The sequence below is a fragment of the Aeromonas sp. TS_SC_11 genome (assembly GCF_057318915.1).
Genome location: NZ_CM170470.1, coordinates 4,636,134 through 4,657,163, shown reverse-complemented (window position 1 = coordinate 4,657,163; position 21,030 = coordinate 4,636,134). Strand labels below are relative to the sequence as shown.

Sequence of the window (21,030 nt, the reverse complement as noted above, 5' to 3'; positions counted from 1 at the left end):
GGCCTTGTTTTTACAGTTCGATCTCGTCTGAGAGACCTTCATAAGCGATGTCGATGGATTGCAGCTCCTTCTGCAGGCGATGTTTATCTTTCAACGCCTCAATCTCACGCCATTTACGTTTTTTTCCCGTTGTCCCGCGGCTACGCGAACCGAGCTCAACTACATCGTCATAATCGAAGTTGAACATTTCCATGGCTCCCTCCTTGGTTATTCTCGTTTTCATCACCCGTATAACATAACGCCATTGAAAATAAAACGTTTTCGTGACGAACTCATGACAAGGGATCAAGCGCTCATAAAAAAACCGGGCTCCCTCGCGGGAGCCCGGTTTCTGTCTGGTCCTGACGCCTTCTCAGAGGCGGCTGGCCAGCATGGTTTCCAGCTTGCCCTGATCGACGGCAAACATGCGGATGCCTTCACCCAGCTTCTCGTGAGCCATGGCGTCCTGGTTCAGTTCCCAGCGGAATTCGGCCTCGGACATCGGAGTCGGTTTTGCCTTGCGCTCGCCGGTGTAGTTCAGCTTGCGCACCACGGCGCCTTCGGTTTTGCTCAGCTCTTCCAGCAGGGCAGGGCCTATGGTCAGACGGTCACAACCGGCCAGCTCCAGGATTTCGCCAGTGTTGCGGAAGCTCGCGCCCATGACCACTGTCGGGTAATCGTGCTGCTTGTAGTAGTCGTAGATGGCGGTGACGGAGACAACGCCCGGATCTTCGCTCGGGGTATAGTCACGGTTGTGCTTGGCTTTGTACCAGTCGAGGATGCGGCCCACGAACGGGGAGATCAGGAAAGCACCGGCTTCGGCGCAGGCACGGGCCTGAGCGAAGGAGAACAGCAGGGTCAGGTTGCACTGGATCCCTTCTTTCTCCAGCACCTCGGCGGCACGAATACCTTCCCAGGTGGAGGCCAGCTTGATCAGGATGCGATCGTTGGCGATGCCCGCTTCGTTATAGAGACGGATCAGTTTGCGGGCCTTGGCGATGCTGGCTTCGGTGTCGAAGGAGAGACGGGCATCCACCTCGGTGGAGATGCGGCCCGGAACGATTTTCAGCACTTCCAGACCTATGTTGACCGCCAGCTTGTCGCCCGCGTCGATGATTTGCTGTGCCTTGTCCTGGCTCTGGGATCTGGCCCAGCTGATGGCGTCTTCGATCAGCGCCGCATATTCGGGGATCTCGGATGCCTTCAACACCAGTGACGGGTTGGTGGTGGCATCGATGGGCTGGTAGCGCTTGATGGCTTCGATATCACCGGTATCGGCGACAACTGTGGTCAGGGCTTTCAGCTGGGTTAATTTATCGGCCATGGCAAATATCATCTCTTTATGAGGGCGCATTCTCTTGGTGAGGGCGCAGGCTCTGGGGTGGCGGGCGTGAGACGACAGTTCTGAAATAAAATTACAAAATCACGGCGACTCAGGCTCAGAAAAGCACGATGGGGGAGGCCCATCGCCACTGCCTGCCTAATTAATACGGATGTGGCTCATCCTGCAATAGGGTGGCTTGTATGCTTATCATCCAGTCCTTGCCAGTAGTGGGAAGTAGAGGGTGAAAGTGTTTGATTAAAAACGACTTTTATCCATTTTTCGTGTTCGGTTTTATCCCCTGATAAAAACAACTTTTTTGGTTGATTATCGGTTTTGTGTAGTCGGTCACATAAATTGTGTGGTTAGCTACTTGAAATTTTATTACGTGTAAAACGTTTGGCGAAGTCGCCCCATTTTGAAAGCCATTTCAGGTAAACGCTTGCGCAATAGTTTGCCTCCCGACGAGCACGGCTACCTCTATGTAGATAATTGCCAAAATGTGCTCTTTTGGGTCTAATTTGTCGCCGGATAAATTTGACTCTCAGTTTTGTTGAAACTTTGCGTGTTAAATGAAGCTTTATTGCGTTGAAACGCTCGTTTTTTGTTTCTGTAGTGATCGGGATCACTATTCTGAACTCCCTCGCTATGCTAGATTCCGCCCCTTTAGTGAAACGCTAATTCAGAAATAGACAGAAAGGGGTCAGCGCAGACTGGCCATGGATGTGATAACAACGAGAGAAATATGGACACCTTGATCGCAATGCTAAACGACCTGATGTGGGGAGCTGTGCTCATCTACCTGCTGATAGGGGTCGGCATCTTCTTTACCTTCCGCCTGGGTTTTATTCAGGTTCGCCACTTCGGCCACATGTTCTCCGTCTTGCGCAATAGCCGCAAATCAGACAAGGCCGGTATCTCCTCCTTCCAGGCTCTTTGTACCAGCCTTGCCGCCCGTGTGGGTACCGGCAACTTGGCCGGTGTGGCCGTTGCCATCTATCTGGGTGGCCCGGGCGCCATTTTCTGGATGTGGCTGATCGCTTTCATTGGTATGGCGACGGCGTTCGTTGAGAGCACCCTGGCCCAGTTGTACAAAGTGAAGGATGAGGATGGCAACTATCGTGGTGGCCCGGCTTACTACATGGAGCGCGGTCTCGGCATGCGCTGGATGGGGGTGGTATTCTCCCTCTGTCTGCTGCTGGCATTTGGCCTGGTGTTCAATGCGGTGCAGGCCAACTCCATCAGCCTGGCGATGAAGGTAGCGTTCGGCATTCCTGACTGGGCTACCGGCCTGGCGCTGGTGGTGCTCTCCGGCCTCATCATCTTCGGCGGCATTCGAGGCATAGCCCGCTTCGCCGAACTGGTGGTGCCCTTCATGGCGCTGGCCTACATTCTGATGGCGCTGTTCGTGGTGGCGATGAACATCACCGAGCTGCCCGGGGTATTTGCCCTGATCATCAAGTCTGCCTTTGGCATCGAGCAGGCAGGTTCAGGCGCCATGGGTTATGCCATCTCCCAGGCGATGATCAACGGCATCAAGCGCGGTCTCTTCTCCAACGAAGCGGGTATGGGCTCTGCCCCCAACGCCGCCGCGACCGCGACGCCCTATCCGCCACACCCGGCTTCCCAGGGCTATGTGCAGATGCTGGGGGTCTTCCTCGACACCATCGTCATCTGTACCTGTACTGCGGCCATCATACTGATGTCCGGCCAGTTTGAACCCGGTTCAGGCATCACGGGTGTTGAGCTGACCCAGCGTGCACTCTCTTCACAGATAGGTGGCGGTGGCAACATCTTCATCGCGGCAGCCATCTTCTTCTTCGCCTTCACCTCCATAGTGGCGAACTACTCCTACGCCGAGACCAATCTGGTGTTCCTGGAGCACAACCACAAGGGTGGCCTGATGCTGTTCCGGATGTTCGTGCTGGGCATGGTGATGTTCGGTTCAGTGGGTGAACTGCCGACCGTGTGGGCCATGGCGGATGTCTCCATGGGGCTGATGGCCATCGTCAACCTGGTGGCCATACTGCTGCTCTCCAGCGTGGCCATCAAGCTGGCCAAGGACTACAACGATCAGCTCAAGTTGGGCAAGGTGCCCACCTTCGATGCCAACAAGTACCCCGAGATCCGCAGCCAGTTGGAAGAGGGGATCTGGGATAACCCGACCCAGCACGGCAAGCAGCTTTAAACCCTGCGCAGGTCAACATGGGATGATAAAGAAGGGGAGCCATTAGCTCCCCTTCTTTTTTGGTGGATCCTTGTCGATATTCCATGCTGGCTGGATTGCCACTACCGGTGCTTGTCCCATAGCTGGCAGGTTTGGCGCAGCCGTCGTTGCAGTTGTCGCAGGGCTTGTTGCCGCTGTTGCAGGGAGAGAGGGGCATAGCGCCAGCGCCGATAGAGCCAGGCGCAGCGCTGCAGTGGCCGCGCCAGCTCGGAGTCAAGGGGGATGAGCCGCTCGCACCAGCTGGCCAGACTCTCCCCTGCGTGGGGCTGCCACCCCTGGCGGGCAGCCCGTCTGAGCAGGGGTTGCCATACCTTCAGGTGTGGCAGAGCCCGTCCCGGCCATAGCAGCAGTGTGCCGATCAGGGTGGCGACTCCCAGCAAGCAGGTCAGGATCAACCAGGGGGTATGACTGGCAAGGGCCGGCCAGCGCAACCCCACCTGTTGCCACAGCCGGGCCGCATCGTAGTTGAGCACCCGCCGCGTCCATTGATAGTCGAGGTTGGCTCCCCACCAGCGCAGCTGGTTTAGCAAGGCCCATTGGCGATAGCGCTGCAGGGAGAGGGGATCGGCGGCGGTGAACTCTTCACTCAAGGCTGCCGTCATGCCACCCTCGACCCGCTGCGGTGCCACCGTCGCCGTCGGGTCCAGTCGCTGCCAGTTGCCATTGTCATCCAGGTACTCCACCCAGGCATGGGCATCGAACTGATGCACCTCCAGATACTGTCCCTGTGGATTCCACTCCCCGCCGAGATAACCGGTCACTAGGCGCGCCGGGATCCCGGCTGCCCGCAGCACGAAGGCACTTGCCATGGCATAGTGACCACAAAAACCACGCCGGCTGTTGAACAGGAAGTCATCCACCCCGTCAGGCCCCAGCAGAGGGGGCTGCAGTGTGTAGTAGAAGGGCTCGCGCCGAAAGCCGTCGAGCAGGGCTGCGACGAGCTCTGCTCGCACGGGATGGTTGGCCTTCAGTGCCTGGGCATGGGCGCGGGCCCTTGGGTTGCCGGCGGCGGGCAGTTGCAGGTTGCGCCGCAGGGTGGCGCTGTCGGCAGGCAGCACCGTCGGCGCTGTGGTGACCCGGTAGCTGATCCTTTGATCCCCCCGATCGCGGCGATACAGGGTAGCCAGCGGGCTGACCAGCACAGGGCCGAGCAAGACGCTGGGCTGGGCAAGGGCCAGCGTCCAGCGGTGGCGCTGGGGTTCGGCGATCACCTCGTAACTGGCGGGGGGCAGGGGACCTGCGCCGGTTTGCACTTGTATTGTTTGCATGGCTTGGGATTGCTGCCACTGCCGGGTTTCGGCACTGAGCAGCCAGCGGCGGCCATCGAATTGTTCCTGGCGCATCACCGGAAAATAGCGCTCGCTGGCGGGGGGCGGGCCATTGGCAAAGGTGACGCGAAAGGCCAGCTCGGAGGAGTTGACCAGCTCGCTGATGTCGCCGGGGGCCACCTCTTCCGAGAGCCCCGACAGGGCGCGGCTGGTGGTCGGCATCTGCCAGAGCGGGGGCAGTCTTGGCAGCACCAGAAACAGGGTCAGCAGCAGGGGAAGAGCCAGCAGCAGGGAGGCGCCGGCGCTGCGCCACGGCTGTCTCTGCTCCGGTGCCACGGCCGTCACCAGTGTGCTCACCGTCAGCCAGAGTGTGGCCGCCATGGTCAGTGCCCAGCCCATGCTCTGACGTTGCACCAGCGCCAGCGCGATGAGAAAGAAGGCGAGCAGCAGCACCTGTTCTACATCCCGCTCCCGCCGCACCTCTATCATCTTCAGGCTGTAGCCGAGCCAGAGCAGGTTGATGAGGGCTGGCAGCGTGCCCAGCGCCCGCCATTGCCAGGCCAACAGCAGAACCCCTGTGATGGCCAGCAGCGCCAGTGCGCGAGCGGGGGGCGATCGCCACTCCTGCCACAGCATCATGGCCCGCACGCCCAGGGTGATGGCGCCGACTGCGACGACCCAGAGCTGCAGCTGGGGCCAGAGTGCCAGCACCAGCACACCTTGCTGCAAGGCGATGAGGGGCAGCAGACGGCGATTATCGAGCAGCATTGGGAGAGCTCTCGTTTACAGATCCGGCTCTGTCATCGAAGCGGGCCAATGCCAGCTGACAGTGCCGAAGAAAGGCGGGGCCGCTCTCCGGGCCCAGGGTCTGGCCTGTCAGGGTCAGGGTGAAAGGAATGCCCCGCTTGCCATAATCGGCGCACCACCAGGCCAGGGCTGACAGTCGTTGCTCAAGATCCGTGCCTGTGACGCCTTGCAGGCTGAGGTGAGTGTCATCTTGTTCGGGTTCCTGGAACTGCTTGACCAGCAGGCCGCGCCCCTGAGCGAACTGCTTCCAGGCAATCTGGCCGAAGGGTTCCCCGACCTGGTGTGCCCGCAACATGTCGAAATCGCCGAGGGGGGCGGGACCAGCTTGACCCTGGGTACCTTTCTGCCCTGATGGCGAACCGCCCCACAGTGGCCCATAGAGAGGCTTGGGCGAGAGCCAGGCTTCCAGTTGCAGATCCAGCAGCGACCAGCAGCGAAACAGACCAAGTGGGTAGCGGCTCTCTACCCGAAGGCGGCCCAGTGGCAAGCGGCCGCGTTGCATTCCCCGCACCGGCAGGGTCAGGCTCTGGGGTGTCGAGTTTGCTTGCGCCAGCCAGAGTGAGCCTTCATTGAGGGCAAAGTACAGCGCCTGACACGGGCGCACGCTTCGTACCGTCACCTGGATGGGGACCTGGCTGCCCGCCTCCCCCAGCACGGTCGAGCCTCCCAGCAGTTCCAGCCCCAGCAGGTTGCGATGGGTAAGCCACATGGCGGCCATGAAGAGGCTGCCGAGGCAATAAGAGACCAGCAGCACCAGGTTGTTCTGGTAGTTGGTTCCGAGCAGGTAGATGGCGATCATTACCAGCAGATAGAGCAGCCCCATGCGGGTGGGCAGGATAAACAGGCTGCGCGGCCCCAGTGCCATCTGGCGGGCGGGGGGGATACGGTGGGTCAGCCAGCGTTGCTGCCACTGCTCCCTCAACCGGCGCCAGCCCAGCAGGGGGCGTTTCATCAAGGATTGTCCGGACTGACGCTGGCCAGCAGACGCTGGCTCAGGGGGCTGGCCTCGCCGCGCTGTACCCCGAAGCTGCCTCTGAGCCTGTGCTCGGCCACGTAGGGGAAGACGGCCTGCACATCCTCCACAGTGACGAAACGGCGCCCCGCCACCAATGACCAGGCCCGGCTCACCGCCAGCAGGGTCTGGGCCGCTCTGGGGGAGAGAGGTTGGGGCAGCTCTGCATCGAAACGGCTCTGGTGTACCAGCGCCAGCAGGTAGTCGAGGGTGGCATCGGAGACATGAATGGCATCCACCTCGGCCTGCAGGGCAGCAAGCTCGGTGGCATGCAGCTGCGGGGTCAGGGGTTGGCTCTGGCGGTTGCCGCGCAGCAGCTGGCGTTCGGCCTCCCGTGGTGGAAAGCCGAGCGACAGGCGCACGGCGAAGCGATCGAGCTGTGACTCGGGCAAGGGATAGGTGCCTGCCTGATCCGCCGGATTCTGGGTAGCGATGACGAAGAAGGGGGCGGGGAGCGGGTGGGTGTGGCCCTCTATGCTCACCTTGCCCTCGGCCATGGCCTCCAGCAGGGCACTTTGCACCTTGGGGCTGGCACGGTTGATCTCGTCCGCCAGCAGCACTTGGGTAAAGACGGGGCCGGGGTGAAAACGAAACTGCTGCTGGTGGGTGTCAAAGATCTGCAGCCCCAGCAGGTCGGCGGGCAGCAGATCAGCGGTGAACTGTACCCGTCGGCAGTCGAGCCCCAGCACCTGTGCCAGCCCTTGGGCCAGGGTGGTTTTGCCCATGCCGGGCAGATCCTCGATCAGCAGGTGACCACGGGCCAGCAGGGTCACCAGGGCTATCTTGAGTTGCAAGGGCTTACCCAAAATCACCTGCTCCAGTGCCGCCAGCAGCCCTGCTATCTGTTCTTGTGCTTTCACTCGTGCTTCCCCCTGTGTCTCATTGCCCCTACAGCTTATACGTCAGCGATGGAGGAGGGGGCAACGAAAGGGCAAGCCATTGAGCCGGGTCATTTTTGGGGCGACTTCACACAGACTTCACTCTGGTTCACTGTGGGCACATGGAGCTCATCTATGCTGACGCACGGATTGACTGTGCCAGCCATGGGGTTGGCGTTACCTACATTCATCATGAGACTCATCAAATGGAAAAAGCTACAACCCGGTCGCTGTTGGTACTGAGTACCCTGCTGCTCTCCCCCTTATCCCATGCAAAAGAAGCCGAGCCCCTGACGGCCGTGGTGGATGGCGCCATCCAGCCTTTGCTCAAGGAGCACAGGGTTCCGGGCATGGCGGTCGCCGTGCTCAAAGAAGGCAAGGCGTACTACTTCAACTACGGGGTGGCGGATCGGGAGAGCGGAGCTCGCGTCAGCGAGCAGACCCTGTTCGAGATTGGTTCAGTCAGCAAGACACTGACTGCGACCCTTGGCGCCTATGCCGCGGTCAAGGGTGGTTTTCAGCTGGAGGACAAGGCGAGCCAGCATGCGCCCTGGCTGAAAGGCTCCGCCTTCGACGGCATCACCATGGCCGAACTCGCCACCTACAGTGCGGGCGGTCTGCCGTTGCAATTCCCCGACGAGGTGGATTCCACCGACAAGATGCGTGCCTACTATCGCCAGTGGACGCCAGCCTACCCGGCGGGTACCCATCGCCAGTACTCCAATCCCAGCATAGGCCTGTTTGGTCACCTGGCCGCGAATAGCCTGGGCCAGCCATTTGAGCAACTGATGAGCCAGACACTGCTGCCCAAGCTGGGCTTGCATCACACCTATATCCAGGTGCCGGAGTCGGCCATGGCGAATTATGCCTACGGTTACTCGAAGGAAGACAAGCCCGTCAGGGTCAATCCGGGCGTGCTGGCGGCCGAGGCTTATGGCATCAAGACCGGCTCTGCGGATCTGCTGAAGTTTGTCGAGGCGAACATGGGGTATCAGGGAGATGCCGCGGTAAAAAGCGCGATCGCGCTGACCCACACCGGCTTCCATTCGGTGGGGGGCATGACTCAGGGGCTGGGCTGGGAGAGTTACGCCTATCCCGTCACCGAGCAGACATTGCTGGCGGGCAACTCACCAGCGGTGAGCTTCCAGGCCAATCCGGTCACGCGCTTTGCGGTGCCCAAAGCGATGGGCGAGCAGCGGCTCTATAACAAGACGGGCTCGACCGGCGGCTTTGGCGCCTATGTGGCGTTCGTGCCGGCCAAGGGAATAGGCATCGTCATGCTGGCCAACCGCAACTATCCCAACGAGGCGCGCATCAAGGCGGCTCACGCCATCCTGAGCCAGCTTGCCGAGTGACAGTGCGGTTGTTTTGATTGAGATGAGTACGCCGGGATTGCCCGGCGTACTTTTTGGTGCTGCCTGGCACGGCCATCGTTCACGTTAATGCCCAAATAGCTCGGCACTTAAAATAAAATGTCCAAATTGGAATGTACCGATCGCCATCTCTTCACTAGGTGCGGGAGGGGGTCGCCCATATAGTTCCCCCATTGCGACCCTGTTCGTTGTCATGTTCGTTACCACCTTGGCCCCGCCCACTCTGGCCGCCTGTTTCAGCCGTCAGGCGGGGGCTGGCGGGTCAATCTGCTATGGAGCATCCATGCCTGTATTCCTGCTGTGCAGTTTTCTGATGATCATCCTCTATCCGGTCGGGATCGATCTCTATCTGGTCGCTGTGCCCCAGATTGCCGATACCCTGCAGGCGAGCGAGGCGCAGATCCACACCGCCTTCTCCATCTATCTGTTCGGCATGGCGGCGATCGTGCTGCTGGGGGGAATGATTGCCGATCGCTACGGGCGGCGCTGGGTGGTGCTCGGGGGGGCGCTGATTTTTGTCATCGCCTCGCTGGTGGCGGGTCATGCCGAAGGGATCAGCCAGTTCTACCTCGGTCGTTTCTGGCAGGGGGTCGGGGCGGGGGTGCTCTATATCATGACCTTTACCGTGCTGCGGGATGTGCTGAGTCAGGATCGGCTGGCGATGGCGCTCTCGATGATCAACGGGGTGATCTGCGTGATCCCGGTGCTGGCGCCGGTGCTCGGTTATCTCATCCTGTCCCATTTTGACTGGCGCGGGATCTTCGTGGCGATGGCGCTGGTGGCGGCCGTCAGCGGTCTGGTCAACCTGCTGCTGCTCAAGGAGACCTGTCCGGCGCGGCAACCGGGGAGTGGCGCGGCGCTGCCCTTTGCCCTGCTGCGCTCTCCGCGCTTTATGTTGCTCTCCCTGCTGACCAGTGCCAGCGTGACCTCCATTCTGGTCTATGTCAGCGTCTCGCCGCTGATCCTGATGAAGGAGTTTGGCTTCACGACCGAGCAGTACTCCATCGTGATGATGGTGATGGCCGGGGTGAGCATGTCTACTTCTTTCCTGACCCCCCTGCTGTTGCGTCGTTTGGGCAAGCAGAAGGTGCTGGCGCTCTCCCATCTGGCCTATCTGCTGGCGGCGTGCTGTCTGCTCTGCAGCTGGCAGTCGGGAGGGGATATCCACTTGCTGCTGCCGGGGTTTGCATTGGTCTGCGTTGGCTTTTCTTGCGGCTTCGGGGTGGCCATGGGGGAGGCGCTCGATGGTTGCCAGCACAATGTGGCGTTCGCCAGCGCCGTGCTCTGCATCATGCAGATCAGCCTCTCCGGCCTCTATATCTGGTTGCTGGGCCAGCTGGGCTTTGCCCCGACTGAGATGCTGACCTATGCCCTGCTGCTGACGCTGCTCAGTTACCTGGCCGTCAAAGGGCTGGTACCATGGCTCGCGGTCCGTGAAGCGCGGTCGCAGGGCTGATGGAAGATGAGAGGGGATATGCGCAATCTGGGTGAACTCGATTTGAACCTGCTGGTGGTCTTCAAGTACCTGATGCAGGAGCGCAGTGTGGCAGGGGCAGCCAAAAAGCTCTGCGTCACCCCGTCGGCGGTGAGCAAATCCCTTGCCAAACTGCGGGACTGGTTTGATGACCCCCTGTTTGTACGGGTGCGGCAGGGGTTGCAGCCCACCAACCTATCCCTGACCCTGGAGGAGGAGCTGAAGGTCTGGTTCCAGCTCACCGACAGTATCACCTCGCTCAACAGCGAGGCGATCCCCGATGGTGCCCGCTTTAGTCTGGTAATGGAGTCGCCTTTCTACATCAGCTTTCTGAGCGATCTGCCCATGGTCATCTATGAGAAATACCCCAATTCGGTGGTCAAGACACTGGGTTGGGATCACCATTCCCTCAATGACATTGTCAACGGGGATGCGGATCTGGGATTTTGTGCCAGGGAAACCTATGCCCGCTCCCGGGCCAAGGTCAACCGGTTGCCCTACTACATCGACCATGAGGTGCTGTTCACCGATCGCCCCGTGGTCTTTCTGCGCAAGGATCACCCCCTGCTCGAGCAGAAGTGGTCGCTGGAGAACTTTCTGGCGTCTCCTCAGGTCAGCATGGTGTGGGAGGCGAATGACAGCTGGGCTCTCGACAGTCTGCTGGAGGAGGAGGGGCTGAAGCGGAAGGTACCCATCATGGTCTCCAGTTTCGAGCAGGCGTTGCATATTGCCGCCCAGTCCAGCCACGAGCTGATTGCCGTCGCCCCTTCCTACTGCGGCGGTTATGCGGCCAAGCATCACGACAACCTGATTGCCATGCCGCTACCGCTGTCCGAGAAGCTCTACGCCCAGTTGGAGATTGCCTTCATTCTGCTCTGGCACAAACGCCACAATCAGGATGCCAAGGTGATGTGGCTGCGCAACGAAATCCGGCGACTCTACAACGACGTATCGCCACGCTAATGTTGCAGTCACGTTTCCCATGGGTCAGTCGGAACATCTGAGCCTGACAAAGGGTGAGGCGCTGGCGCCTGATCAGTCACAGGCGTGATGAGGGGAGTATGTGGCAAGGCAAGGGCTGCGGCCCTTGCCTTGTTGTTTCTGGATTAGCCGTACTGCTCTTCCATCCAGGCTTCGACGATAAGCTGGGCGGAAACCCCGTCCACGCTGCCTTTATCGAGTGCCTTGTAGCCACCCCGTTCAAACAGGCGGGCACGGGCATCCGTGGTGGTGAGTCGCTCGTCCTTGAACTCCACCTGCTTACCAAAGCGGCCGTGCAGGCGATTGCCGAATTTGCGGGCCCGTACCGTGATCTCCTGTTCTGTGCCGTCCATATTGAGGGGCAATCCCACCACCAGCAGGTCTGGCTGCCACTCCTTGAGCAGTTTTTCGATGTCGTCCCAGTTGGGCACACCGTCGTTGGCCTTGATGGCGCGCAGGGGCTGGGCCGTGCCGGTGAGTTCCTGTCCGATGGCGACCCCTATGCTCTTGGTGCCGTAGTCGAAGCCCATGATACTGCGTGATGACATTGAATATTTTCCTCAAAACGCATCGCAAAATGCGTGGCAAACGGCATCAGCTATGGCCGATGTCGCTGGATAGATGAATGGGATTGACCCCTATGCTGGCGGCCGCTTGCTGCCAGCGTTGATGAATGGGGGTCTTGAATACCAGATCCGGGTTGGGCGGTATCACCAGCCAGGCCCCGTCCACCAGTTCCTGTTCCAGTTGACCCGCACTCCAACCTGCGTAGCCGAGCGCCACCAACCAGTGATCCGGTGCCTGTTCGGTGCCCAGGGTTTCCAGTATGTCCTTGGAGGTGGTGACCATGAGTTCGTCCCCCACCTGCAGGGTGGAGTTGAACGGGACGGAAACTGTGCAGCACGAAACCGCGATCGGCGTGTACCGGCCCCCCTTGCAGCACGGGCTGCTTGAGATCCGGGCTGGCCGGGGGGGCGAGCTTGAGCTGGGTCAGCATGGCGTCCAGTGACATGTCCACCGGGATATTGACCACCAGCCCCATGGCACCCTCTTCATTGTGCTCGCACAGATAGACCAGCGAACGTTCGAAATAGGGATCGGAGAGGCTCGGCATGGCGAGCAGAAAATGATTTTGCAGTGTTTGCATATGGGCCAAATATTGCAAAGGTATTTGAAGCAATTATGGCAGCTCGCCTCGTTGGGCAAAACCGCTTTTTACCAGCAGGGTCTAGGCTATCAGTATATTTCGAGTGGAGAGAAAGCCATGGAAGGTATTTCGATCAGACAGAAGTTGATCCTGGGTTGCGTTGTGCCCCTGTTGGCACTGTTGGCCTTGCTGGTCGGTGCAACCCAGGCGATGTTCCAGTTGATGGCGGGAATGAACGCCATGTATCAGGGAGAGGTGGTACAGCTCAAGGAGCTCAAGCAGATTGCCGATCTCTACGCGGTCAAGGTGATCGATGCGGCCAACAAGGCCAATGTGGGGGGCATAGCACCGTCCAAAGCCAAGGCTGACATGCAGCAGGCGCAGCGGGAGATAGCGCAGATCTGGCAGCAATACCGGAGTCGGGAGATGAGCGCGGCCGAACAGCAGGAGGCCGCCAGTGTGCAGGCCTTGTTTGGTGCCGCCGATCAGCAGATTGCTGCCGTGGTGGCGGTGCTGGATCAGATGCAGGGGGAGGCGCGTGATTTGCTGGCTGCCCGCATCATGCCCCTCTACGGGGTGATAGATCCGGTGAGCGACGGTGTGAGCGCGCTGGTGGAGTTCCAGCTCAAGGAGGCTGAGCAAAATATCGGTGAGCTCAATGATCTCCGGCAGCAACTATTCCAGCTCTTTATCCTGATGTTTGTGGTGGGGGGGGCCTGCATTCTGTTCTTCGGTGTGTGGGCAGGGCGTAGCGTCAGTCAACCTTTGGTCGCCATGGGCGGGATCTTGCGCGGCATGCAGACCGATCTCGACTTGAGCAAGCTGGTACCCGTGCTGCGCAAAGATGAGATGGGCGGGCTGGCTCATTCACTCAACGAGGTGATCTGCCATTTTCGTGAGCTCATCACCCAGATCAACGGCATGGCGGAGCAGCTTGCCACAGCGTCGGCCCATCTGGCCCATATCGGCATGCAAAGCCGGGGGCGCTTCGCAGAGCAACAGGCAGAAACGGATCAGACCGCGACCGCCATGAACCAGATGAGTGCGACTGTGGCCGAGGTGGCGAACAGTTCCAACAGCGCTGCCGATGCGGCGCACCATGCCGACGAGAGTGCCCGTCACGGCCACCATATCGTCGAAGATGCCATCTTGCGCATGTCCGGCCTCTCCGCCCAGATCCAGAACACGGCCGCCATGATCACCCAGCTGGCGGATGACAGCCGCAACATCAGCAGCGTGATGGATGCCATTCGTGGCATTGCCGAGCAGACCAACCTGCTGGCGCTCAATGCGGCCATCGAAGCGGCGCGGGCCGGCGATCAGGGTCGCGGCTTTGCCGTGGTGGCCGATGAGGTGCGCACCCTGGCCCAGCGCACCCAGCGTTCCACCGAAGAGATCGGCAAGACCATTGTCAAGTTGCAGCAGGGGGCCAGCGAGGCGGCCTCTAGCATGGAACTGGGGCTGAGTCAGGTTGAGGAGTCCAATCGCACCGTGCTGGCCTGTGGTCAGGCCCTCGGCGAGATAGTGAGTTCGGTCAATGTGATCAACGAGATGAACACCCATATCGCCACGGCGGCTGAGGAGCAGAGCAAGGTAGCTGAGGAGATCACCCGCAACGTGGTCAACATAGCCCACATAGCGACCGAGTCGACCAGGGCCGCTTCCGAGTTGAACCAGAGTTGTCATGAGCTGGAGCAGCTGTCGAGCGATCTCAAGGTGAAGGTAGGGCAGTTCCGCTGCTAAAGGGTGTCGGGATAAATGAGGTAACAGGATGAAAAAGAAGAGGCGGCCCCAGGGCCGCCTCTTCTTTATATTGCCGTTGAGTGGTGAGCCACTCAGGCTTTCGCCAGCCGACGCTCGATGGCATCCATCAGCATGCCGGTGATGGAGACGTCAAAGGCGGCCTCGATCTCGCGGATGCAGGTCGGGCTGGTGACGTTAATCTCGGTCAGCCTATCGCCTATGATGTCGAGGCCGACGAAGATGAGGCCCTTCTCTTTGAGGGTCGGGCCGACGGCGCGGGCGATGGCCCAGTCCGCTTCGCTCAAGGGGCGCGCCTCGCCACGGCCACCGGCCGCCAGGTTGCCCCGAGTCTCCCCCTGCGCCGGGATGCGGGCCAGGCAGTAGGGTACGGGTTCACCATCCACCACCAGCACCCGCTTGTCGCCATCCTTGATGGCGGGCAGATAGGTCTGCGCCATGCAGTACTGGCTGCCATGTTCAGTCAGGGTTTCGATGATGACACCGACGTTGGCGTCATCTTCCTTCATACGGAAGATGGAGGCGCCGCCCATGCCGTCCAGCGGTTTGAGGATCACGTCTTTGTGTTTGGCGTGGAAGGCCCGCAGTTTGTCTGCTCTGCGAGTGACGAGCGTGGTCGGGGTGTGTTCGGCAAACCAGGCGGTGTAGAGTTTCTCGTTGGCGTCGCGCAGGCTCTGGGGCTTGTTGACGATGAGGCAGCCCTCATCCTCGGCCCGCTCCAGCATGTAGGTGGCGTAGATAAATTCGGTGTCGAAAGGGGGATCCTTGCGCATCAGGATCACATCCAGGGTGGAGAGGGGCTGATCGATCACCTCGCCCAGGTTGAACCAGTCGGCATAGTCATATTTGACGGTCAGCGGGCGCATGGTGCCAAAGGCGCGGCCGGCTTCCATATAGAGATCCGACATCTCCAGATAGAAGAGCTCATAGCCGCGCTTTTGCGCCTCTTCGAGCATGGCAAAGCTGGAATCTTTCTTGATATTGATGGCCGAAATCGGGTCCATCACTATGCCGAGTTTAATGGTCATCCGAGTTTCCTTCTTGTGGCTCGATTGCGAGTGAGATTCTTAAAACCTGTTTCAGGCCAGATCGCCAAAGCGGCACTGCAGCGCGGTAATGGCGGTCAGGGCGGCGGTTTCGGTGCGCAGCACCCGCGGCCCCAGCAGCATCTCTTTGAAATCTTCCTGCACGGTACGGGCGATCTCGTCGCTCGATAAGCCCCCTTCCGGGCCGATCAGCAGGCGCACCCCGTGTTCCGGCACCGGCAGTGTGTTGATGCTGTAGGGGGCGCGCGGGTGCAGGTTGAGCTTGAGCTCTTTGGTCTCTTCTGCCAGCCAGGCATCCAGCTCCATCGGCATGCGAACTTCGGGCACCACATTGCGGCCGCACTGCTCGCAGGCGCTGATCACCACCTTCTGCCACTGCTCGCGTTTCTTCTCCAGCCTGTCGGCGGGCAGCTTGACGCCGCAGCGCTCGGAGAAGAGCGGCGTGATGCAGGTGACACCCAGCTCGACGGATTTCTGGATGGTGAAGTCCATCTTGTCGCCCCGGCTGATCACCTGGCCCAGATGGATGGCGAAGGGGGATTCCACCGAGCGCTGCTCGCAACTGTCGATGGTCACTTCAACCGATTTCTTGCCGACCAGGATGATGGTGGCGGCATATTGATTGCCGTCGCCATTGAACAGCTCGAGCTGTTGGCCCGGCTGCATGCGCAGTACCCGGCCGATATGGTTGGCACCGTCTTCCGACAGGGCGAGGGTCTGGCCAACTTGCAGGGTGGCCGCTTCATAGATACGTGGAATGCGCATGGCTGATTATCAGTCTCTTGCTTGGAAACCCTTCAATATCCTACTGCGAGGCGTTGAGCAAGGCTCACGCGGCAGAGGTTGAAGGGGTTCATGATGAGAGGGGGCGCTCCCCCTCCTTAGTTAAATGGGGTTATTGGCACTGCTTTTCAATGAAGGGATTGGTATTGCCCTGCAGCTTGCCGATGCGGCGGTTGCGCTCGCACTCCCAGCTATCAGCCGGGTACTGCCTGTCCCAGGCTTCGAACAGTTTACGTTGTTGCGCGGCGAGGCGCAGCCCGTGTTGCTGGCTCATATAGAGGTAGGCGCGGGCGATCTGGCCTCGTACCAGCCCCTTGGGTGGTTGCACCCGGCGCTCCTTGAAGTCCACCAGCATCTGGCACTGGCCGTATTGATCCGGGGTGCCGTTCCAGTCGGAGAAACGGTAGTTGGCCCGATCGCCATTTACCTCGCCGATGGCGGGGAAGAGGTTGTGCATGTCCCCCTCCATCTTGTTGAACTCATCGCTCTTGCTGCAATTTTTGCGTCCACCCTGCTGCCAGCACTGCAGTTGATGGCCAAATTCCCAGGCGGGTACCACGTGTTCCCACTCGATGCGGGCGGCGCGCTTGGGCTGCTTGCGCGGTTCATAACCGCAGCTGGCCAGATCCGGGCTCATTTTTTTGCCCTGATAGCGAATGTCGCAGCCGCAGTAGAAGGTGGTGACTGTGGGCTGGGTTTGATAGAGCTTGACCAGATCCTGCTTGGCGGTGCGAAAAGTCTGGGCATGAAGGGGCAGGCTGACCAACAGAGTCAGGGCGACAGAGAGCAGGGGACGAAACATGAAGATCCTTGGCAATGAAACGGTTGGATGAAAAGAGAAGGCACCCTAACACAGGGTTGCGACACGGGCTGGCTTACTGTGCAGGCACTGGCACCTGCTGTTCCCGCTCCAGGGGCTGCTTGCAACGGCGGCAGTGGTAGCGGGCGTCACCGCGCGCCACCTTGTTGTGGCGGCGAACCGACAGCTGATGCTGCTGGCAGTGACAGCGATAAGGCACTGTGCGTTGGGCCAGCACCGTCAGATCGAAGCTGTGGGTGGTTCTTGGCTCAAGGCCGAACAGCTCCCGCATCAGCGACTGCCACTGCTGGCCGTGGGGCAATACCCTATGCTTGCCCCGACCCTCACCCCAGAGGGCATAGACCAGCAGATGGGCCACTTCATGGGGCACCACCTCGTCCAGAAACGCCTGCTGGTTGGCCTGATAGAGGGCAGGGTTGAAGCGCAGCTCCCAGGTCTGCAGCCGCGCCGAACCCGCCGCCCGGCCCCGCATATTGCAATAAATGCGCGGGCGGGCAAAGGTGCGACCGAGGCGCGCCTCGGCCTGCACGAAACAGGCTTCGACCCGCTGATGCAGCAGTTGTTCGAGATGAGCAGGGGTAGCAGACATGGGATTTCCGTCGGTCAGCAGACAAGCAAAAGGGGAGCCAGGCTCCCCTTTTATCACAACTGAGTGCCTTAGAGGCCAGCGGCGGAGCGCAGCAGCTCGGCCTTGTCGGTCTGCTCCCACGGGAACTCTTCGCGACCGAAGTGACCGTAGGCAGCGGTAGCCTGGTAGATGGGGCGCTTCAGATCCAGCATCTCGATCAGGCCATACGGGCGCAGTTCGAAGTGCTCGCGTACCAGCTTGACCAGCAGATCCTCGGCCACCTTGGCGGTACCGAAGGTTTCGACGCTGATGGAGGTCGGCTCGGCCACGCCGATGGCGTAGGAGATCTGGATCTCGCAGCGATCCGCCAGACCGGCGGCGACAATGTTCTTGGCCACGTAGCGGGCAGCGTAGGCGGCGGAGCGGTCAACCTTGGACGGATCCTTGCCTGAGAAAGCGCCACCACCGTGACGGGCCATGCCGCCGTAGGTGTCGACGATGATCTTGCGACCGGTCAGACCGCAGTCACCCATGGGGCCGCCGATAACGAAACGGCCGGTCGGGTTGATGAAGTATTTGGTGTCCTTGGTGATCCACTCGGCCGGCAGCACAGGCTTGATGATCTCTTCGCGCACCGCTTCCACCAGATCTTTGTGGCTGATGGACTCACTGTGCTGGGTCGAAAGCACAACGGCATCCACACCCAGGATCTTGCCTGCGTCGTCGTAGGCGAAGGTCAGCTGGCTCTTGGCATCCGGACGCAGCCACGGCAGGGTGCCGTTCTTGCGCACTTCGGCCTGACGCTTCACCAGCAGGTGAGAGTAGGTGATGGGGGCGGGCATCAGTACGTCGGTTTCGTTGGTGGCGTAGCCGAACATCAGGCCCTGGTCACCGGCGCCCTGCTCTAGTGGATCGCTGCGGTCAACACCCTGGTTGATGTCAGGGGACTGCTTGCCGATGGCGTTCAGCACGGCGCAGGAGTCAGCGTCGAAGCCCATGTCGGAGTGGGTGTAGCCGATGTCACGCACTGTATCGCGCACTATCTCTTCGATATCTACCCAGGCAGAGGTGGTTACTTCACCCGCTACCATGACCATGCCGGTCTTGACCAGGGTCTCACAGGCGACACGGGCCTTGGTATCTTGCTTGAGGATGGCGTCCAGTACCGCATCGGAGATCTGGTCCGCAATCTTGTCGGGATGGCCTTCGGAGACCGACTCGGAAGTAAACAGCTTTGCCATGATGGGATTCTCAGCTTGTCTGGGGTTATCGCCACAGCAATAACCGGGTGATGATAGGATGATTGTAGAGGTATCTACATCTGGACGTCCATTTTAGTTAGCGCCCTTCTCGATTGCCAGCACTATTTTGGTTTTGCCCCGTGCTGGCCGAACAAGATACGTGCTTTACCCCATTTGGGGTGCAAGCCGATGACAACTCAATCGTTTGCCTTGGCAAGAAAAGCGATTGAGCTCCCAAAGCCACTTTATTCGCCCAGATAATATTTGCACCGCACGCCCCCTGCTGGGACAATAACGCGCCTTAATCTTGGCCATCAAATGAAGCAATCGCAGGAGATACAGATGCCTTCTCGTAAAGAGCTTGCCAATGCCATTCGCGCATTGAGTATGGATGCCGTTCAAAAAGCCAACTCCGGTCACCCGGGCGCCCCCATGGGAATGGCGGATATCGCCGAAGTGTTGTGGCGCAGCCACCTCAAGCATAACCCGAACAACCCCAAGTGGGCCGACCGCGACCGTTTCATTCTGTCTAACGGCCACGGCTCCATGCTGCTGTACTCTCTGCTGCATCTCTCCGGTTATGACCTCTCCATCGACGATCTGAAAAACTTCCGCCAACTGCACTCTCGCACCCCGGGCCACCCCGAGTACGGTTATGCGCCAGGCATCGAAACCACCACTGGCCCGCTGGGTCAGGGCATCACCAATGCCGTGGGCATGGCGATCGCCGAAAAGGCCATGGCCGAGCAGTTCAACCAGCCGGGTCACGACATCGTTGACCACTACACCTACGCCTTCATGGGCGACGGCTGCCTGATGGAAGGCATCTCCCACGAGGCTTGCTCCCTGGCAGGTACCCTGCAACTGGGCAAACTGATCGCATTCTGGGATGACAACGGTATCTCCATCGACGGTCACGTTGAAGGCTGGTTCACCGACGACACCCCCAAGCGTTTCGAAGCCTACGGCTGGCACGTCATCCCGGCCGTGGACGGTCACAGCCCGGAAGCCATCAATGCCGCCATCGAAGCCGCCAAGGCCGAGACCGGCAAGCCGACCCTGATCTGCTGCCGCACCATCATCGGCTACGGTTCACCGAACAAGTCCGGTTCTCACGATTGCCACGGCTCACCGCTGGGCAACGACGAGATCGCCGCCGCTCGTGCCTTCCTGAAGTGGGACCACGCGCCGTTCGTCATTCCGTCCGACATCGCCGCCGAGTGGAACGGTCAGGAGAAGGGCACCAAGCTGGAAGCCGACTGGGCTGCCAAGTTTGCCGCCTATGAAGCCGCGCACCCGGCGCTGGCTGCCGAATTCAAGCGTCGCACCGCAGGCGAGCTGCCGGCCAACTGGGCCGCTGAATCTGCCAAGATCATCGAGACCCTGCAAGCCAACCCGGCCAAGATTGCGACCCGCAAAGCGTCCCAGAACTCTCTGGAAGCCTTCGGCAAGTTGCTACCTGAGTTCATGGGTGGTTCCGCTGACCTGGCCCCGTCCAACCTGACCATGTGGTCCGGTTCCAAGTCGCTCACCCCCGAGAGCGCGGCAGGCAACTACATCCACTACGGTGTGCGCGAGTTCGCCATGTCCGCCATCATGAACGGTATCGCCCTGCACGGTGGTTTCATCCCCTACGGCGCTACCTTCCTGATGTTCATGGAGTACGCCCGCAACGCCCTGCGCATGGCCGCCCTGATGAAGCAGCGCGCCATCTTCGTTTACACTCACGACTCCATCGGTCTGGGTGAAGATGGCCCGACTCACCAGCCGGTCGAGCAGATCGCCTCCCTGCGTCTGACCCCGAACATGAGCACCTGGCGCCCATGTGACCAGGTTGAATCCGCCATCGCCTGGAAGCACGCCATCGAGCGTATGGACGGCCCGACTGCGCTGATCTTCTCCCGCCAGAACCTGCCCCAGATGGACCGTACCGCCCAGCAATTGGCCGATACCGCCAAGGGTGGTTATGTGCTGAAAGACTGCGCCGGCACCCCGGAGCTTATCCTGATCGCTACCGGTTCCGAAGTGGAGCTGGCCGTGGCCGCCTATGAGCAGCTGACTGCCAAGGGCCGCGCCGTGCGCGTGGTTTCCCTGCCGGCCACCGACGTATTCGACGCCCAGTCTGCCGAGTACAAGGAGTCCGTCCTGCCGTCTTCCGTCACCAAGCGCGTGGCCATCGAAGCGGGCATCGCCGACTACTGGTACAAGTACGTCGGTTTCGGTGGCAAGATCATCGGTATGACCACCTTCGGTGAGTCTGCACCGGCAGAGCTGCTGTTCAAGGAATTTGGCTTTACCGTGGAAAACGTGGTTGCGACCGCTGAGTCCCTGTAATAGCTGATTG

Annotated in this window: 17 protein-coding genes and 1 pseudogene; 6 read left to right on the top strand and 12 right to left on the bottom strand. The window is 60.2% G+C overall.

Annotation, left to right across the window (positions count from 1 at the left end; translation table 11 throughout):
• Window positions 1-10: 10 nt before the first annotated feature.
• The gene (locus tag AC1P02_RS21420) at window positions 11-193 is read right to left on the bottom strand and encodes a DUF3545 family protein (RefSeq protein ID WP_005316976.1); all 183 of its coding nucleotides are present in this window, start codon (window positions 191-193) and stop codon (window positions 11-13) included.
• Window positions 194-352: 159 nt separating this feature from the next.
• Window positions 353-1,303, bottom strand: coding sequence for a transaldolase (gene tal, locus AC1P02_RS21415; RefSeq protein ID WP_485183345.1), 951 nt, complete (start codon window positions 1,301-1,303; stop codon window positions 353-355).
• 742 nt (window positions 1,304-2,045) lie between these two features.
• On the opposite strand from tal, the gene AC1P02_RS21410 reads away from it, so the two are divergent.
• A complete protein-coding gene (locus AC1P02_RS21410; RefSeq protein ID WP_005316972.1) occupies window positions 2,046-3,488 on the top strand; it encodes an alanine/glycine:cation symporter family protein in 1,443 nt (480 codons plus the stop codon).
• 101 nt (window positions 3,489-3,589) lie between these two features.
• On the opposite strand, the gene AC1P02_RS21405 is transcribed toward AC1P02_RS21410, so the two are convergent.
• Genes AC1P02_RS21405 through AC1P02_RS21395 form a run of 3 tightly spaced genes read right to left on the bottom strand, consistent with a single transcriptional unit; the run spans window position 3,590 to window position 7,474 of the window.
• Entirely contained in the window at window positions 3,590-5,563 is a 1,974-nt protein-coding gene (locus tag AC1P02_RS21405; RefSeq protein ID WP_485183343.1) for a transglutaminase TgpA family protein, read from the bottom strand.
• Window positions 5,550-6,554 (bottom strand): DUF58 domain-containing protein, encoded by a 1,005-nt coding sequence (locus AC1P02_RS21400; RefSeq protein ID WP_485183341.1) that lies wholly within the window; start codon window positions 6,552-6,554, stop codon window positions 5,550-5,552. Before AC1P02_RS21400 ends, AC1P02_RS21405 begins: the two co-directional genes overlap by 14 nt.
• Window positions 6,554-7,474, bottom strand: a complete 921-nt coding sequence (locus AC1P02_RS21395) for an AAA family ATPase (protein WP_485183339.1) — start codon at window positions 7,472-7,474, stop codon at window positions 6,554-6,556. Before AC1P02_RS21395 ends, AC1P02_RS21400 begins: the two co-directional genes overlap by 1 nt.
• A gap of 224 nt (window positions 7,475-7,698) precedes the next feature.
• On the opposite strand from AC1P02_RS21395, the gene ampC reads away from it, so the two are divergent.
• From ampC to yidZ, 3 genes are all read left to right on the top strand, one after another.
• Window positions 7,699-8,847: an FOX/MOX family class C beta-lactamase gene (gene ampC / locus AC1P02_RS21390; protein ID WP_485183336.1), complete on the top strand. Its 1,149-nt coding sequence runs from the start codon at window positions 7,699-7,701 to the stop codon at window positions 8,845-8,847.
• A gap of 301 nt (window positions 8,848-9,148) precedes the next feature.
• Complete coding sequence (locus AC1P02_RS21385) at window positions 9,149-10,321, top strand: MdtL family multidrug efflux MFS transporter (RefSeq protein WP_485183334.1); 1,173 nt, start codon at window positions 9,149-9,151, stop codon at window positions 10,319-10,321.
• Window positions 10,322-10,339: 18 nt separating this feature from the next.
• Window positions 10,340-11,302 carry an HTH-type transcriptional regulator YidZ gene (yidZ, locus tag AC1P02_RS21380; RefSeq protein ID WP_485183333.1) on the top strand — a complete coding sequence of 321 codons (963 nt, stop codon included), beginning with the start codon at window positions 10,340-10,342 and terminating at the stop codon, window positions 11,300-11,302.
• A gap of 143 nt (window positions 11,303-11,445) precedes the next feature.
• On the opposite strand, the gene ruvX is transcribed toward yidZ, so the two are convergent.
• Together ruvX and AC1P02_RS21370 are read right to left on the bottom strand one after the other, a co-directional pair.
• Entirely contained in the window at window positions 11,446-11,868 is a 423-nt protein-coding gene (gene ruvX, locus AC1P02_RS21375; RefSeq protein WP_043556315.1) for a Holliday junction resolvase RuvX, read from the bottom strand.
• Between the two features lie 46 nt (window positions 11,869-11,914).
• Window positions 11,915-12,467: pseudogene (locus tag AC1P02_RS21370) on the bottom strand (YqgE/AlgH family protein).
• Window positions 12,468-12,584: 117 nt separating this feature from the next.
• Here AC1P02_RS21370 and AC1P02_RS21365 point away from each other — a divergent pair.
• On the top strand, window positions 12,585-14,210 hold the full coding sequence (locus AC1P02_RS21365) for a methyl-accepting chemotaxis protein (protein WP_485183332.1): 1,626 nt from the start codon (window positions 12,585-12,587) through the stop codon (window positions 14,208-14,210).
• Between the two features lie 92 nt (window positions 14,211-14,302).
• Here the strand turns inward: AC1P02_RS21365 and gshB are convergent, their stop codons facing one another.
• The 5 genes from gshB to metK form a co-directional block, all read right to left on the bottom strand.
• On the bottom strand, window positions 14,303-15,256 hold the full coding sequence (gshB, locus tag AC1P02_RS21360; protein ID WP_021140068.1) for a glutathione synthase: 954 nt from the start codon (window positions 15,254-15,256) through the stop codon (window positions 14,303-14,305).
• A gap of 51 nt (window positions 15,257-15,307) precedes the next feature.
• Window positions 15,308-16,039: a 16S rRNA (uracil(1498)-N(3))-methyltransferase gene (gene rsmE, locus AC1P02_RS21355; protein WP_408132364.1), complete on the bottom strand. Its 732-nt coding sequence runs from the start codon at window positions 16,037-16,039 to the stop codon at window positions 15,308-15,310.
• Window positions 16,040-16,169: 130 nt separating this feature from the next.
• Complete coding sequence (locus tag AC1P02_RS21350; protein ID WP_159166938.1) at window positions 16,170-16,859, bottom strand: endonuclease; 690 nt, start codon at window positions 16,857-16,859, stop codon at window positions 16,170-16,172.
• A gap of 73 nt (window positions 16,860-16,932) precedes the next feature.
• Window positions 16,933-17,466 (bottom strand): SprT family zinc-dependent metalloprotease, encoded by a 534-nt coding sequence (locus AC1P02_RS21345; RefSeq protein WP_408132365.1) that lies wholly within the window; start codon window positions 17,464-17,466, stop codon window positions 16,933-16,935.
• Between the two features lie 68 nt (window positions 17,467-17,534).
• Window positions 17,535-18,686 (bottom strand): methionine adenosyltransferase, encoded by a 1,152-nt coding sequence (gene metK / locus AC1P02_RS21340; protein ID WP_021140072.1) that lies wholly within the window; start codon window positions 18,684-18,686, stop codon window positions 17,535-17,537.
• Window positions 18,687-19,028: 342 nt separating this feature from the next.
• On the opposite strand from metK, the gene tkt reads away from it, so the two are divergent.
• On the top strand, window positions 19,029-21,020 hold the full coding sequence (gene tkt, locus AC1P02_RS21335) for a transketolase (protein ID WP_169045626.1): 1,992 nt from the start codon (window positions 19,029-19,031) through the stop codon (window positions 21,018-21,020).
• The last annotated feature ends 10 nt before the right edge of the window (window positions 21,021-21,030 follow it).

Excerpts from the sequence above, each read along its gene's own strand:
- AC1P02_RS21420 (WP_005316976.1), bottom strand. The coding sequence starts at position 193 with ATGGAAATGTTCAACTTCGATTATGACGATGTAGTTGAGCTCGGTTCG.
- tal (WP_485183345.1), bottom strand. The coding sequence starts at position 1,303 with ATGGCCGATAAATTAACCCAGCTGAAAGCCCTGACCACAGTTGTCGCC.
- AC1P02_RS21410 (WP_005316972.1), top strand. The coding sequence starts at position 2,046 with ATGGACACCTTGATCGCAATGCTAAACGACCTGATGTGGGGAGCTGTG.
- AC1P02_RS21405 (WP_485183343.1), bottom strand. The coding sequence starts at position 5,563 with ATGCTGCTCGATAATCGCCGTCTGCTGCCCCTCATCGCCTTGCAGCAA.
- AC1P02_RS21400 (WP_485183341.1), bottom strand. The coding sequence starts at position 6,554 with ATGAAACGCCCCCTGCTGGGCTGGCGCCGGTTGAGGGAGCAGTGGCAG.
- ampC (WP_485183336.1), top strand. The coding sequence starts at position 7,699 with ATGGAAAAAGCTACAACCCGGTCGCTGTTGGTACTGAGTACCCTGCTG.
- AC1P02_RS21385 (WP_485183334.1), top strand. The coding sequence starts at position 9,149 with ATGCCTGTATTCCTGCTGTGCAGTTTTCTGATGATCATCCTCTATCCG.
- yidZ (WP_485183333.1), top strand. The coding sequence starts at position 10,340 with ATGCGCAATCTGGGTGAACTCGATTTGAACCTGCTGGTGGTCTTCAAG.
- ruvX (WP_043556315.1), bottom strand. The coding sequence starts at position 11,868 with ATGTCATCACGCAGTATCATGGGCTTCGACTACGGCACCAAGAGCATA.
- AC1P02_RS21365 (WP_485183332.1), top strand. The coding sequence starts at position 12,585 with ATGGAAGGTATTTCGATCAGACAGAAGTTGATCCTGGGTTGCGTTGTG.
- gshB (WP_021140068.1), bottom strand. The coding sequence starts at position 15,256 with ATGACCATTAAACTCGGCATAGTGATGGACCCGATTTCGGCCATCAAT.
- rsmE (WP_408132364.1), bottom strand. The coding sequence starts at position 16,039 with ATGCGCATTCCACGTATCTATGAAGCGGCCACCCTGCAAGTTGGCCAG.
- AC1P02_RS21350 (WP_159166938.1), bottom strand. The coding sequence starts at position 16,859 with ATGTTTCGTCCCCTGCTCTCTGTCGCCCTGACTCTGTTGGTCAGCCTG.
- AC1P02_RS21345 (WP_408132365.1), bottom strand. The coding sequence starts at position 17,466 with ATGTCTGCTACCCCTGCTCATCTCGAACAACTGCTGCATCAGCGGGTC.
- metK (WP_021140072.1), bottom strand. The coding sequence starts at position 18,686 with ATGGCAAAGCTGTTTACTTCCGAGTCGGTCTCCGAAGGCCATCCCGAC.
- tkt (WP_169045626.1), top strand. The coding sequence starts at position 19,029 with ATGCCTTCTCGTAAAGAGCTTGCCAATGCCATTCGCGCATTGAGTATG.